This is a genomic window from Streptomyces sp. PH10-H1 (assembly GCF_030063355.1).
Classification (GTDB): domain Bacteria; phylum Actinomycetota; class Actinomycetes; order Streptomycetales; family Streptomycetaceae; genus Actinacidiphila.
This window is the reverse complement of the sequence record NZ_JASISZ010000061.1, coordinates 1-14,219: the sequence shown is the minus strand read 5'-3', so window position 1 is coordinate 14,219 and position 14,219 is coordinate 1. Positions and strand designations below refer to the sequence as shown.

Here is a 14,219-nt window from a genome sequence, read left to right as displayed (position 1 = left end):
TGCGGGTGCCCTCGGCCGCCTCCGCGACGCTTCCCCCGCCTCCGCGACGCTTCCCCCGCCTCCGGCGGGGACCCGTGCACCGGACGGCGCCCGGACCGCCCATGACCGGCCGGAGGCCCCCCGCTCCGCCACCCGCGACCCGCGCCGGCGCGGGCACGTTGTACCGTCACTGCACCAGCTCACCACCTGCAGGAAGGCCGCGACGTGCGCCCGCGACCCGACACCGCCCCGGCCGGAGACCCAGCCGCTGGCCCGGCATCGGACCCGGCCGTGGTTCCGGCCGTGCCGGAGCACGAGGCGGTGCCCGCGCCCGCCCGCCCCGGCCGGAGGCAGCGCGCGGCGCTGGCCGTCCGGCGCGCCGCCCCCCGCAGCGGCGCCGCCGCGCTGTGCGGACTGGCGCTGGCCGCCGCCTTCCCGCCCTACGACCTGTGGCCGCTGTCGATCGTCGCGGTCGCCGGTCTGTCGCTCCTCACGCGCGACCGGACCGCCCGGCAGGGCGCCTGGCTGGGCTTCGCCTTCGCGCTGCCCTTCTTCCTGTGGCTGCTGCTGTGGCTGCGGGTCGTCGGCTACGACGCGGTCTTCGGGCTGTCCGTATTGGAAGCGCTCTTCGTCGCCGTGCTCGGGGCCGGCCTCGCGCTGACCTCCCGGCTGCCGGGCTGGCCGCTGTGGGGCGGGTGCCTGTGGGTGGCCGAGGAACTGGCCAGGGACCGGCTGCCCTTCGGCGGCTTCCCCTGGGGGCGGCTGGCGTTCGCCAACACCGGATCGCCGTTCACACCGCTCGCGGCCCTCGGCGGGGCCCCGCTGGTCACCTTCGCCGTCGCGCTGACCGGCACCCTGCTGGCCGCGGCCGTGCTCGCCGCCCTGCGGCTGCGCGCCGGGGCCGCCCGTACCGTCCGCACCCTGCTGCCCGTCGCCGGGACCGCCGCGATGGCGGCCGCCGTCATCGCCGCCGGCTACGCGGTGCCGGTCCCCACCCAGGCCACCGACTTCGTCCGGGTGGCCATCGTGCAGGGCAACGTCCAGCAGCCCGGTATGCACTTCCTCGGCCGTCCGATGCAGATCCTGGACAACCACGTCGCGGCCACCCTGAAGCTGGCCGCGGACATCGCGGACATCAAGACCGGGCGGACGCCCAAGCCGGATCTGGTGATCTGGCCGGAGAACTCCTCCGACCTCGACCCGTTCAGCAACCCGCAGGCGTACGACAGGATCACCCGGGCTGTCCGGGCCGTCGGTGTCCCGGTTCTGGTCGGCGCCCTGGTCGACGGTCCCGACGCCCGGCATGTACAGAACGAGGGCATCGTCTGGGACCCGGTGTCGGGACCCGGCGCCTCGTACACCAAGCAGCACCCGGTGCCGTTCGGCGAGTACGTGCCGTTCCGCGCGGAGCTGGCCAAGGTCATCCACCGGCTCGACCAGATCCCGCGCGACTTCTACCCGGGCAAGGGCACCGGAGTCCTCAAGATCGGCCCCGCCACCCTCGGGGACGTCATCTGCTTCGAGGTCGCCTACGACGAGATCGTGCACGACACCGTCACGGCGGGCGCCCGCGCGATCATCGTCCAGACCAACAACGCGACGTACGGCCGCACCGGCCAGCCCGAGCAGCAGCTCGCCATGTCGCGGCTGCGGGCCATCGAGCACGGCCGTGCCATCGTCACCGCGGCGACCAGCGGCATCAGCGCGGTGGTCGCGCCCGACGGCACCATAGAGCAGCGCACGAAGGAATTCACCCAGGATGTCCTGAGCGCCCGGATCCCGCTGCGTGACGAGCTCACCGTCGCCGACCGCGTCGGTACGGTTCCCGAGTGGACTCTCGCTATGGTGGGGCTTCTGTCCTGCGCTCTTGCCATCGCGCTCGGCAGGCGCGGAGCCACGCAGACGAAGGGGCAGCAGCAGTGAACGAGGGCGGGCAGCGGGACTTCGGTCCGCTCGGCACGGTTCTGGTCATCATCCCGACTTACAACGAAGCCGAGAACATCAAACCGATCGTGGCCCGGGTCCGGTCCTCGGTACCCGAGGCGCACATCCTGGTCGCCGACGACAACAGCCCGGACGGCACCGGCAAGATCGCCGACGAACTGGCCGCCTCGGACGAACACGTCCACGTGCTGCACCGGCAGGGCAAGGAAGGCCTGGGCGCCGCCTACCTGGCCGGCTTCCGCTGGGGCATCGACCAGGGGCACGGCGTCCTCGTCGAGATGGACGCCGACGGCTCGCACCAGCCCGAGGAACTGCCCCGGCTGCTCACCGCCCTCAAGGGCGCGGACCTGGTTCTCGGCTCGCGCTGGATCCCCGGCGGCCGGGTCGTCAACTGGCCCAAGTCCCGGGAGTTCCTCTCGCGCGGCGGCAGCACGTACTCACGGCTCCTGCTGGACGTGCCGATCCGCGATGTCACCGGCGGCTACCGGGCCTTCCGCAAGGAGACCCTGACCGGGCTCGGGATGGACGAGGTCGCCTCCGCCGGGTACTGCTTCCAGGTCGACCTGGCCTGGCGCACGGTCAAGGCGGGCTTCCATGTGGTCGAGGTCCCCATCACCTTCGTGGAACGCGAGCGCGGCGACAGCAAGATGAGCCGCAGCATCGTGGTCGAGGCGCTGTGGCGGGTCACCGCCTGGGGCGTGGGGTCCCGCGTGAGCCGGGTGTTCAGCCGCAAGACCGGCTGAGCCCGGCCGGCGATCGTGACCGGTGACCATGGCCATGACCATGACCGGTGATCGTGGCTTTATGCGGGCCCAGGCACAATTGACCGTATGACTACCAGCACCCCGCCCCCGCTCCGCCCGCAGCCCCGGCGCTCGCGCGCCCGCACCTTCGCTCCCCTGGCGGTGGCGGCCTACGCGGTGCTGGAGATCTGGCTGCTGACCGTGGTGGCCGGCGCCACCAGCGGCGGCACCGTCCTGCTGCTGCTCGTGGCGGGGTTCGTGCTCGGCGCGCTCGTGGTGAAGCGGGCCGGGCGCAGCGCCTGGCGCAGCCTGACCGGCTCCATGCAGCCCGGCACCCCCGGGGTGCCGGGGGTCGCCGCTCCCGGGAGCGAGGCCACCGGGGCGGCGCTGGGGATGCTGGGCGGCCTGCTGCTGATGCTGCCGGGCTTCGTGTCCGACGCGGTCGGGCTGCTGTGTCTGTTCCCGCCCACCCGCGTGCTGCTGCGCAAGGTGGCGGACCGCGCGCTGGCGCGCCGCGGTACGTACGACTCCGGTTCGATCGGCGACCTGTTCCAGCAGGCGCGGGTCGCCAATGAGCAGATCCGTATCCACCGTCCCGACGGCAAGGTCATCCCGGGTGAGGTCATCCAGGGCGAGGTCGTGGACCCGGATCGCAAGAACCCCGGGGCAGAGCGCTGATCAGCGCTCCGCCACGGGGCAGAAGTGTTGGGCGGGCCCGTGTGTCACCACGGGCCCGATGCCTGTTGGTCAGGCGCTCTTGCGGTTGTCGCGCGGATGCACCGCGATGTTCATCGCTCCGGACCTCAGGACGGCCAGCCTCTCAGCCAGCACCTCCTCGAGCTCTTCGAGCGTGCGCCGCTCCATGAGCATGTCCCAGTGCGTGCGCGCGGGCTTGGTTTCCTTCTTCTCCGGGCCCTCTCCGTTCACCAGAAGTGCGATGGTGCCGCATGCGCGGCACTCCCACTCCGACGGAATTTCGGCCTCAACCGAGAACGGCATCTCAAAACGATGTCCGTTACGGCATGCGTACTCAACGGTCTGGCGAGGTGCCAGATCGATACCACGGTCGGTCTCGTAGCTAGTGGCCCCGAGTCGCGTACCGCGGAGAGCTCGCTCACTCATGAATCGTGCCTCCCGGGCTTTGTCGCCCACAGGACAGGTGTCGCTGTCGTCGTCATCCGGTCAACGTCCGGTCGGCGGTGAAGATTCCCATTGAGGGACATGCGTCGCCCGTCGTGCCGCCCCTGTTTGTACCCACCATTGCCCGTTTTGTCACATCTACTGTGAGATGTCACCCGGCGCTTCCATATCTTTAGCGCGCAGTAACGGTCAACCTAGCGGGACAACCGCGTACACTACCGGCCCGCGACCCCCAATACCTAAATTGTGTCCGGCATGCGATTTCCGACGGCCTCGCCGGCCCCCTCGCCGCACGGCACGCGAGCGGCGGAAGTCCCGCCGGGGCCCGGCCGGGGCGGTGCCGCGGCTCCGGCCAACGACCATCCCGATGGTCCCGCGGCGACGGTGCCCCCGCCGGGCCGCTCGATCTCGAAGAACCGCAGGAAGTACTGGGCGAGCGGTCCGATGGCCAGCGCGTACAGCACCGTTCCCACCCCGACACTGCCGCCCAGCAGGAAGCCGACGGCCAGCACTGCCACCTCGATGCCGGTGCGCACCAGCCGGATCGACCGGCCCGACCTGCGGTGCAGCCCCGTCATCAGCCCGTCGCGCGGGCCCGGACCGAAGCGCGCGGTGATGTACAGGCCGGTCGCCACCCCGTTGAGCACGACCGCCGCCACCAGCAGCGGGATCCGGATGCCCAGGCTGTGGATCTCCGGCATCAGCCGGAGGGTGCCGTCCATCGCCAGTCCTACGATGAAGACATTCGACACGGTGCCCAGTCCCGGCCGCTGCCGCAGTGGCCACCACAACAGCAGGACCGCGGCCCCCACCGCGATCGACACCATGCCGATGCTCAGGCCGACGTGATCGGAAAGACCCTGGTGGAAGACGTCCCAGGGGTCCAGGCCGAGACCCGCGCTGACCAGGAGCGCGTCGCTGGCGCCGTACAGGACCAGACCGACGTAGAGATGGACGATGCGGCGACCGGTATGCAACGGGACCCCCCTGGTGAAGCCGGTGATGTACGTGGCACTCTGTGGCATGGATGTGGGTGACCGCCACCGCCAATCCGCGAAAGGTGGACTGAATTCGATGTCGCAGTGGACTGCATCGGTAGGAGCGGCGCCGCTCGCCAGGCTGCTCGAACCCCGGCCGGCCTCCGGCGGCAGCGGCCGTCGCGTACCGGCCTACCGCGGACTGGCCGACGGCGTACGGCTGCTGGTGCTCGAAGGCCGGGTGCCGGTCGCCGCCAGGCTGCCCGCCGAGCGGGAACTCGCGCTCGCGCTGGGCGTCAGCCGCACCACCGTCGCCGCCGCCTACGAGGCGCTGCGCGCCGAGGGATTCGCCCGCTCCCGCCGCGGCGCGGGCAGCTGGACCGCCATCCCCGAGGGCCACGCGCTGCCCAGCAGAATCCTCGACCCGCTCCCGCCGGACTCCGCGGGCACCGTCATCGACCTCGGCTGCGCGGCCCTGCCCGCTCCCGAACCGTGGCTGACCCGCGCCATGGAGGGAGCCCTGGCCGAACTTCCGGCCTACGCGGCCACCCACGGCGACTTCCCCGCCGGGCTCCCGGTGCTGCGCGAGGCGATCGCCGACCGCTACACCGCCCGCGGCGTCCCCACCATGCCGGAACAGATCATGGTCACCACCGGCGCGATGGGCGCCATCGCCGCGGCCGCCCGCCGGCTCGTCGGACTCGGCGAACGCGTCGCGGTGGAATCCCCGAGCTACGCGAACGTGCTCGAACTGTTCCGTGAGACGGGCGCACGGCTGGTGCCGGTGGCCATGCGCGACGGCCTCGGCGGCTGGGACATCGACGCCTGGCAGCGGGTGCTGCGCGACGCCGCGCCCCGCATGGCCTACGTCATGCCGGACTTCCACAACCCGACCGGCACGCTGGTCGGCGACGACCAGCGCCGCGCCCTGGTCGAGACGGCCCGTGCCACCGGCTCCGTCGTCGTCGCCGACGAGACGATGGCCGAACTCGTCCTCGACGCGGACACCCCCATCCCGCGGCCCATGGCCGCCTTCGACCGGGGCGGCACGGTGATCACCGTCGGCTCCGCCAGCAAGGCGATCTGGGCCGGCCTGCGGATCGGCTGGGTACGGGCCGCGCCCGACGTCGTACGCCGGCTCGTGTCCGCCCGCGCCTATCTGGACCTCGGATCCCCCGTGGTGGACCAGCTCGCCGTCGCCTGGCTGCTGCGTGGCGGCGGCTGGGACCAGGCCGTCGCCACCCGCCGCGCACGCGCCGCCGGACACCGCGACGACCTGGTGGCGGCGCTGCGCGAGCAGACCCCCGACTGGGAGTTCACCGTTCCGTCCGGCGGCATGACCATGTGGGTGCGCACCGGCGACGTGTCGGGCTCGCGCCTCGCGGTGGCCGGCGAACGGCTCGGCGTCCGCGTACCGTCCGGACCGCGGTTCGGCGTCGACGGCGCCTTCGAGTCCTACGTACGGCTGCCGTTCACCGTCGGCGGCAGCACCGCCAAGGAGGCGGTCTCCCGGCTCGCCGCCGCCGCCCACATCGTCCGCTCCGGCGGCGGCGCCGACGCCGAAGGAGCCGGCCTCTTCGTAGCCTGACCGGCCGAACGGCCGCTAGCGCTCCAGGTCCGCCGTGGGGCGGATCAGGGGTTCGGTTGTCGGCTCCGGGTCGGGCTCCGGGTCCGGCTCGTGTTCCAGGGCGTCGGCGGGTGTGCCGACGGGGGGCAGCAGGGTGAGGACGGCCTCGCGGTGGGCGTCGCTGGTCTCGTCGTCGTAGGGGTCGGGGGTGGCGGGGACCTGGAGGCGGAGGACCGGGCCGGTGCCGAGGCGGGCGTAGCCGCGGCCGGCGGGGACCTGGGCGGCGGAGGTGGTGCACTGGGAGGCGCCGAGGACGGCCCGGGCGTGCTCGGGGGCGAGGGCGCCGAGCAGGACGCGGGCGCGGGTGTGGGTGATGACGGCCGGGGCCAGTACCTCGGCGGCGTCGAGCTGGTCGGCGACGGCCACGGCGACATTGGCGATGCGCCCGTGCCGCAGCGGCACGTCCAGGAGCAGCTGCGGGTCGGGGCGGCCCTCGGCGTGGGCGAGCTGGGTCAGCGCGGTGGGCCGGTCGACCAGGATCCACAGCGGGCGGCGGGCGTCCTCCGGCGCCGAATGCCCCGCCTGGCGGGCCCGGTTGACCGCGATGAGCCGTCGCTCGGTCTCGTGCGCGGCCCATTCGAGCGTCGCGCACGTCCCGGCGAGACCGCTCTCGACGGCCAGGACGCCGGGGCGTCCGATGAAGCAGGCGTACTCGCCGCTCCCGCTGCCGTCCACGATCACGACATCGCCGTGGCACAGCGCCTGCAGGGCGATCGACCGCAGCAGGCCGGTGGTACCGGTGCCCGGCTGGCCCAGCGCCAGCAGATGCGGCTCGGTGGAGCGCGGGCCGGTCCGCCAGATGACGGGCGGGGCGTCACGGGTCCCGTCGCCGTCGGCGACCGGCACGGTGCGCTGGACGACTTCGGTGTCGGTGAACCCCAGGACGGTCTCGCCGGGAGCGGTGACGAAGCGCTGGGCGACGATGCCGGTGGACAGCGGCGCCAGTGCGGTGAGGGTGAGGTGGTTCGCCTCCTCGTCCCAGTCGAAGCGGTACTCGCGGCCGCGTCCGGTCTTGGCGTGCAGCAGCTGCTCGACCCGGCCGCGCGACTCGGCCTCGCCGTCGGTGAAGTACGCCGGGTAACGCAGGTGCAGCCGGGTCAGCCGGCCGTCCTCGAACGCGTACTCGCTGAAGGCGCTGTCCCAGCTGCCGTCGCGTGCGTAGAGCGGGCACGGGTCGTCCGGGTCGGACAGATACGGCGCCAGGGCCTCGTACAGCGCCTGGAGCTTCTCGGTCTCGGCCTCGCTGGGACCGGCCGGCGCGGGGGCGGTGCGGTCGCGGCCCATCCAGCCGGCGGAGGCCAGGACCCCGCCCAGGGCCAGCAGCGGCCCGTACGGCATCAGCGCGACGACGACGATCATGGCAGCGCCGAGCAGCAGCGCGGGGCCCCGCCGGTCCTTGGGGGTGCGGGCCCACCAGCCGTGGGCCCAGGAGGCCTGCTTGCGCATGCCCCGGGTGATGGAGATGAGCGGATGGAGCACGTCGGTGGCACTGTCGGCGGCGGTTCGCGCGAGTTCGCGGCTGCGCGCGAGCGACGGTCGGCTGCTGAGGATGCTGGGGAGGGGGTGCCTGGCCACGGATGCTCCAGTGGGTGGGGACGGGCGTGACGGGTCGGATGCGACGAGGTGGGGCCCGGAGCGCCGTCAAGCGGCCCGGGCCCTGTGGAGGGCTGCCGTCGGAGACGGCCCCGCTAGATCTTGATCCCGCCCAGCAGGCCCGCCAGGCTGGCTCCGCCCGCCTTGATGCTCGGGGCGATGCCGGTGCCCGCGAGGTAGAAGCCGAAGAGGGCGCAGACGAGGAGGTGGGAGACCTTCAGCCCGTCTTTGCGGAAGAACAGGAACGCGATGACGCCGAGAAGAACGACGCCGGAGATGGACAGGATCATTGGGCTTTCTCCTGGGTGATGGGGACGGTCACCATGAGTTCTTCCAGGCTCACAAAAAGTAATGGGTAGTGGAAAGTGGCAAATGGGTGATTTGTAGGAAATTCCCCCCGAATGGTCGCTCCGGAAGCCCTTCCGGGGCGATCTCGGCGCGATCATTGCCGCGCCGGACGGTGGTCATGTCCGCCGTCCGGCCAATGGGCCAGTGATGTCGCCCGAACGGGCGAATTCCCCGCCGATCAACGGTCAGGGCTTCGCACCGCGTATGCGACGATGCCGCGTATGCGGCTGACCCCGATCACCTGGCCCCGGCTGGCCGGGACCCTCGCCGACCAGGTGGCGGCCCGCACCCCGACGGCCGCGAGACCGTGGCTGCGGGTGGCCGTCGACGGCGCCCCGGCCGCCCGGCCCGCGGCCCTGGCGGACGCCCTGGCCGAGGAATTGCCCGCCCGCGGCCACCGCGTCCTGCGGGTGCGCGCCGCGGACTTCTGGCGCCCGGCCTCCCTGCGCTTCGAATACGGCCGCGAGGACTCCGACGCGTACTACGACCTGTGGCTGGACGCCGGCGCGCTGCGCCGCGAGGTCCTCGACCCGCTGGCGCCCGGCGGCAGCGGCCGGGTGCTGCCCTCGCTGTGGGACGCCGCCGCCGATCGCGCGACCCGCGCCGGCTACGTCGAACTGCCGCCCGGCGGAGTCCTGCTGCTGGACGGACAGCTGCTGCTCGGCCAGGGGCTCGACCTTGACCTGACGATCCATCTGCGGCTGTCCCCGGCGGCGCTGGCGCGGCGCACGCCGGACGACGAGCGGTGGACGCTGCCCGCCTTCGGCCGGTACTCCGACGAGGTCCGCCCTGCGGAGGCGGCGGACGTCCTCGTGCACGCCGACGACCCCCGGCATCCGGCCTGGAACGGACATGCCTGGCATCGCTTGCCGCCGCACCACGCGGACGGCTAGCGTCGCCCCCCACCATGACCTTCGCGATCGCGCCGATGAGCGCTGAGCACATACCCGAGGCCGCCGCCCTGTACGACCGCTGGGCAGGCCACCCCCGCAGGAGCAGGCCGCTCGCCGCTCCGTCCGGTGCGGAACTGCTCGGGAAGCTTCTCGCGGAACCCGACGCCGAGGCGTACTTCGCCCGGGACAGCGGCGGCAGACCTGCGGGCTATCTCGCCGCCACCCCGCTCGACCTCGCCGAGGACACCCCCGCCGCGCTCCGCAGTCACCCCCGTTCGGCGGTGGTCCGCCACGGCGGGCACGCGCTGGCGCCGGGTCGGCGCGACAACGGGGCACTGCGCGCTCTCTATACCGAGGCGGCGGCCAGGCTGGTCTCCCAGCGGCGGCTCGTCCACTACGTCGAACTGCCGGTGTCCGATGCCGGCGCGATGGACTGGTGCCAACTGGGCTTCGGGTTCGAGGAGATGTACGGGCTGATGGCCGTCAAGCCGCGCGGCCGGCAGCCGCGCGGGGTGGACGGGCTGAGCATCCGGCGGGCCGGACCCGGTGATCTGCAGCAGATCGGCCGGATGGCAGCCGAATCGGCCCGCTACCAGCGGCAGTCGGCGATGTTCCTGCCGCAACCCGACGGCGCCCTGGCCGCGATGCGCACCCGGTACTCCGACGCGCTCTCCGACCCACGGTGCGCGGCCTGGATCGCCGGCCGCGGGGGCGAGGAGATCGGCATGGTCCTGCTCGCCCCGGCCGCGGCGGGCCCCGTCACCCCCGACGCCTGCGTGGAACTGGCCGAGGCGTATGTCGAGCCGGCCGCGCGGGGCGAGGGCGTCAGCCGGATCCTGCTGGCCACCGCGGCGGCCTGGGCGTACGACCACGAGTACCGGCACATCGGCGCGCGCTGGCACTCCGCCTCGCCGCTGGCTGCGGGGCACTGGCCGGCGGTGGGCTTCCGGGTCGCCGCCTACCGGCTCAGCCGCGTCCTCGATCCGCGGATCCGCCCGGGGCAGGTCGCCGGACAGGCGCCCGGGTAGGCGCGGGAGCGGCGGCGCGGTGACTCGCACCGGTCGGTTCCGGTCCGTGCACCGGGACCGGCCGGCACGTGACGGCGCTCACACGCGGGTTGGGTAGTGAGGCGGCTCACGCGTTCGATACGCACTGCTGGGGCAATGTCGACGGTGTGTTCACCCCGTCCGCAATTTGTCACGAATTTCACCGTGCCGACTCACCCAGCGTGAAGTGATCGCATACGCAGAGACCGGGCCCGTCGACATAGGGTCACGGAAATGCGCGCCGGACTTTCCGCGTGATATGCGGCTCATACCCGCATGTTGCTCCGCCGTACGGAGTTCGTTTAGCTTCGCTTTCCTGCGGGTCAAATACTCGCAGGATCCCATCGGGTGGAACGCCTAGTCCTGCCGCTGCCCGGTGTCATGAATACCAAACTTCTACGGCAGGAGCGGGGGACCCAGGTAAGTGCCGTCCTGATGATCAGAGACGGCTTGGGGTGAAGTCGCAGTGCAATGCGCCAGTCATGACGCATGCCGCGACCGGGCGTCTCCAGCCCGAACCCGACAGCTCACCTCGCCGGCGTAGGAGAGGAATTCCCCCATGCCCGCACAGGGAAAGCACCGCCTTCGCAGCATGAACCGGCTCACCCGAATCTGCGTCGCGGCCGGTACCGGTGGCGTCGCCCTCGCACTGCCGCTGACCATGGCCGCGAACGCCTCCGCCGCCGACACCCATGCCGCCGCTGCGAACGTCGCCGGCATCGCCGCGACGAACGCCTCCTCGCACACCGCCGCGCCGGCCGCGCCCGTCGCGAAGGCCGCGCCGGCCAAGAGCTCCGCCGATGAGTCCTACAAGGTGGTCGGCGGCGACTCCCTGTCGAAGATCGCCGACGTGCACCGCGTCAGCGGTGGCTGGCAGACGCTGTACGCCAACAACAAGAAGACCGTCGGCGGCAACCCGGACCTGATCTACCCCGGCCAGACCCTGGCGCTCGGCGGCAAGGCCGCGGCCGCGTCCTCCGCTCCGAAGTCCTCCGCTCCGAAGTCCTCCGCTCCGAAGTCCTCCGCTCCGAAGTCCTCGGCGCCGAAGTCCTCGGCGCCCGCCGAGAAGGCCCTGGCCAAGAGCGGCACGTCCGCCTCGTCCTCCGCCGCAAAGGCCCCGGCGAAGAGCGCCTCCTCCGCGCCCTCCGCGTCTACCTCGTCCTCCTCCGGCTACAACCTCCCGGTCACGGGCCCCATCGGCACGCCGTACCACCAGGCCGGTTCGAACTGGTCCAGCGGGTACCACACCGGTGTGGACTTCGTCGTGTCGACCGGCACCTCGGTGAAGGCGATCGCCAACGGCACCGTCGTGTCGGCCGGCTGGGACGGCGCCTACGGCAACGAGGTCGTCATCCAGCACGGCGACGGCAAGTACTCGCAGTACGCGCACCTGTCCCAGCTGAGCGTCTCCGCGGGGCAGACCGTCTCCGCGGGCTCGCAGCTCGGACTGTCCGGCGCGACCGGCAATGTGACCGGCCCGCACTTGCACTTCGAGATCCGCACGGGCCCCGGCTACGGCACGGACATCGACCCGCTCGGCTACCTGCGCGCCCACGGCGTCAGCGTCTGACCCATCGCGGCGGCATTCCCGCGAGACCCGGAGTGCCCGTTCGGTCCTGGAATTCCCCGGAATTCCTTCAGGGCCGGACGGGCACTTCCGCGTTTCACCGCCGTCCGTTTCTTTCAGGGAGCGGGGTAGTTGTAGCCGAACACGCGGGCTCCGGTCTCCGTGCGCGGCTGGTGGCTGGAACCCGGTTCGAGTACGACATAGGTGCCGGGCCCATGGCGCTGATCGCCTTCGATGACCTCGCCCTCCGCCACGTAATAGCCTTCGCCGACCGTCTCATGGACATCGATGCCGGGCCACTGGGCGCCGGGTTCGAAATCCACGACCCAGAAGCTGAGCGGGGAGGGGCCGGGCAGTTCGCGCAGGGTGATGCCTTGGCCGATCTCGGTGGTGGGAACATCGTCGACATGAATGGGCAGCACACGGCCCGCTGTCCGGAGAGCCTGATCAGGTGCGTTCATCCGTTCAGCATCTCCCAGCGAGCCGCTGTCCGCAGGTGATCACTCGAAAAGCGCGGTGAGTTCGCCGCGGGAGGCGATCCCGAGCTTGGGATACGCCTTGTACAGGTGGTAGCCGACGGTGCGCGGGCTGAGGAACAGCTGGGCCGCGATGTCCCGGTTGGACATCCCCTGGGCGGCGAGCCGCGCGATGTGCAGCTCCTGCGGCGTCAACTCCGCCAATACGCCGGGTTCCTGGCTCTGCGGGGCGACCGTGCCGGTGGCACCGAGTTCGCACCGCGCGCGGTCCGCCCAGGGCCGGGTGCCCAGCCGCTCGAACACATCGAGCGCCGACCGCAGATGGCCTCGTGCCTCGCTCTTGCGGCGGGCGCGCCGCAGCCATTCGCCGTACAGCAGCCCGGTGCGGGCATGTTCCAGCGGACGGCGGTGTTCGTCGTGGAGTTTCAGCGCGGCCGTGAAGTGCGCCTCGGCCTCGGCATCCGGGCCGAGCAGCGCCCGGCAGCGCAGCACCAGCGCGTCGGACCAGGGCTGCCGGGAGCGGCCGGCCCACCGTTCGAAGCGGGCGAACGGCTCGGCGGCGCGCGGGCCGAGACCCAGCCGTACGGCCGCCTCGACGAGATCGGGTGTGCTGCGGGTGGCGCAGAAATGGTGCCGCAGCGGTTCACGGGTGAGCCGCTCCAGCCCGTCCAGCGCCGACTGCGCCCGGCCGAGGCCCAGGTCGAGCATGCCCTGCGCCCAGTACGACCAGGGGGCGCCGGGAGGCATCGCGGATCCCTCCGCCCCGGCGAGGGCGTCGGCGGTGTACCGCCGGCAGTGCTCCTCGTCCCCCTCGACAGCCGCCAGATACGCCAGCACGCTGCTGAACTGGCTGATCCACTGCTGCTGTCCGGTGTCCCCGGCGATGCGCAGCGCCTCCTCCGCGGTGGCCAGCGCGTCACGGTGCCGGCCCGCGAACACCTCGGCCTCGGCGATGAAGAAGAGCAACGTCGGCAGCCGGCCGATGCCGCCCCGGTCACGGCTCTCGGCGGCGAGCGCGGCGGCCAGCTCATGGGCCTCGTCGTCCTGGCCGACCGCCAGGCCCGCGCCGCACAGCAGCATCAGGTCGCGCGGGTCGCAGGCCCCGGCGGCGCGGGCGGCGGCGACCGACGCGGCCAGTTCCGGCGGCCCCTCGGCGGCACCGGTACGGCCGAGGGCGGCGGTGATGAACCGCGCCACCGGGCCTACGGAACTCGTCGCGGGCAGCTCAAGCGCGCCCAGCCGCTCCATCGTGTCCGCGACCTCCTGCTCGCCCAGGTACCAGGCGGTGTGGGCGGCCTGCATGAGCATGCGCGCGGCGCGCTCGGGATCGGTGGCGGCCGCGTGCCCGGCGCCGTCGATCAGCAGCCGGTGCGCGGTGGGGAAGGAGCCCCGCAGGAATTCGGCGAGTGCCCGGACGTGGCTGAGCCGGGCCTGGAGCGCGGGGTCATGGGTCTGGCGCGCGGCCTGCTCGGCGAAGTCCCGGGCGCAGTCGAGTTCGCCGGCCTCGGAGGCGGCCTCGGCCGCCAGGGCGAGCCGCCGGGTCCTGGCCCCGGGGTCGGTGCTGAGCCGGGCGGCCCGTTCGAAGGCGAGGGAGGCCGCCGTATAGCCGCTGCGGTCCCGGGCCCGCCCGGCGGTGTCCTCCAGGGCGGCAGCCGCCGCCTCGTCGGGGCCGGTCGCCGCGGACGCCAGATGCCAGGCCCTGCGGTCCGCGTCCTGCGGGGAATCCAGAATGGCGGCCAGCGCCTGATGGACAATCAGCCGGTCGGCCAGCGGCGCGCGTTGGTAGACGGCGGCACGGACCAGGGGATGGCGGAACCGCAGCCGGTCGTCGTCCAGCTGGATCAGGCCGCCCTCCTCGGCGGGCGGCAGGTCCGCCGCGCCGGCGC

General features: G+C 72.7%; 13 protein-coding genes and 1 riboswitch. Of the genes, 7 read left to right on the top strand and 6 right to left on the bottom strand.

The genetic code is table 11. The annotated features are described in order from the left end of the window. Window positions 1-282 precede the first annotated feature (282 nt). From lnt to fxsA, 3 genes are all read left to right on the top strand, one after another. Window positions 283-1,902, top strand: a complete 1,620-nt coding sequence (gene lnt, locus QMK24_RS29740) for an apolipoprotein N-acyltransferase (protein WP_283469917.1) — start codon at window positions 283-285, stop codon at window positions 1,900-1,902. Next, window positions 1,899-2,666, top strand: coding sequence for a polyprenol monophosphomannose synthase (locus QMK24_RS29735; protein WP_283469915.1), 768 nt, complete (start codon window positions 1,899-1,901; stop codon window positions 2,664-2,666). The genes lnt and QMK24_RS29735 overlap by 4 nt, the downstream gene beginning before the upstream one ends. Window positions 2,667-2,753: 87 nt before the next feature. Next, window positions 2,754-3,344 carry an FxsA family membrane protein gene (fxsA, locus tag QMK24_RS29730; protein WP_283469914.1) on the top strand — a complete coding sequence of 197 codons (591 nt, stop codon included), beginning with the start codon at window positions 2,754-2,756 and terminating at the stop codon, window positions 3,342-3,344. A 69-nt stretch (window positions 3,345-3,413) separates the two neighbouring features. Here fxsA and QMK24_RS29725 read toward each other — a convergent pair whose 3' ends face one another. Continuing rightward, window positions 3,414-3,788, bottom strand: coding sequence for an RNA polymerase-binding protein RbpA (locus QMK24_RS29725; protein ID WP_283469913.1), 375 nt, complete (start codon window positions 3,786-3,788; stop codon window positions 3,414-3,416). A 257-nt stretch (window positions 3,789-4,045) separates the two neighbouring features. Then, window positions 4,046-4,831 (bottom strand): membrane protein YczE, encoded by a 786-nt coding sequence (gene yczE / locus QMK24_RS29720; RefSeq protein ID WP_283469912.1) that lies wholly within the window; start codon window positions 4,829-4,831, stop codon window positions 4,046-4,048. A 49-nt stretch (window positions 4,832-4,880) separates the two neighbouring features. Between yczE and yczR the strand changes: the two genes are divergently transcribed. Beyond that, window positions 4,881-6,371 carry a MocR-like transcription factor YczR gene (gene yczR, locus QMK24_RS29715; protein ID WP_283469911.1) on the top strand — a complete coding sequence of 497 codons (1,491 nt, stop codon included), beginning with the start codon at window positions 4,881-4,883 and terminating at the stop codon, window positions 6,369-6,371. A gap of 15 nt (window positions 6,372-6,386) precedes the next feature. Here yczR and QMK24_RS29710 read toward each other — a convergent pair whose 3' ends face one another. Together QMK24_RS29710 and QMK24_RS29705 are read right to left on the bottom strand one after the other, a co-directional pair. Beyond that, the gene (locus tag QMK24_RS29710; RefSeq protein WP_283469910.1) at window positions 6,387-7,985 is read right to left on the bottom strand and encodes a hypothetical protein; all 1,599 of its coding nucleotides are present in this window, start codon (window positions 7,983-7,985) and stop codon (window positions 6,387-6,389) included. Between the two features lie 113 nt (window positions 7,986-8,098). Further along, a complete protein-coding gene (locus tag QMK24_RS29705; protein ID WP_283469909.1) occupies window positions 8,099-8,293 on the bottom strand; it encodes a hypothetical protein in 195 nt (64 codons plus the stop codon). Between the two features lie 279 nt (window positions 8,294-8,572). Here QMK24_RS29705 and QMK24_RS29700 point away from each other — a divergent pair, with 279 nt between their 5' ends. The 3 genes from QMK24_RS29700 (at window position 8,573) to QMK24_RS29690 (ending at window position 11,860) form a co-directional block, all read left to right on the top strand. Beyond that, window positions 8,573-9,244, top strand: a complete 672-nt coding sequence (locus QMK24_RS29700; protein WP_283469908.1) for a nucleoside/nucleotide kinase family protein — start codon at window positions 8,573-8,575, stop codon at window positions 9,242-9,244. 35 nt (window positions 9,245-9,279) lie between these two features. After that, on the top strand, window positions 9,280-10,272 hold the full coding sequence (locus QMK24_RS29695) for a GNAT family N-acetyltransferase (protein WP_283469907.1): 993 nt from the start codon (window positions 9,280-9,282) through the stop codon (window positions 10,270-10,272). A gap of 394 nt (window positions 10,273-10,666) precedes the next feature. Further along, window positions 10,667-10,844: riboswitch (cyclic di-AMP (ydaO/yuaA leader) on the top strand. Window positions 10,845-10,849: 5 nt separating this feature from the next. Next, window positions 10,850-11,860 (top strand): M23 family metallopeptidase, encoded by a 1,011-nt coding sequence (locus tag QMK24_RS29690; protein WP_283469906.1) that lies wholly within the window; start codon window positions 10,850-10,852, stop codon window positions 11,858-11,860. A gap of 113 nt (window positions 11,861-11,973) precedes the next feature. Here QMK24_RS29690 and QMK24_RS29685 read toward each other — a convergent pair whose 3' ends face one another. Continuing rightward, window positions 11,974-12,318 (bottom strand): cupin domain-containing protein, encoded by a 345-nt coding sequence (locus tag QMK24_RS29685; RefSeq protein ID WP_283469905.1) that lies wholly within the window; start codon window positions 12,316-12,318, stop codon window positions 11,974-11,976. A 39-nt stretch (window positions 12,319-12,357) separates the two neighbouring features. Then, window positions 12,358-14,219: LuxR family transcriptional regulator (locus QMK24_RS29680; RefSeq protein WP_283469904.1), on the bottom strand; the 1,862-nt coding region annotated here is incomplete at its 5' end.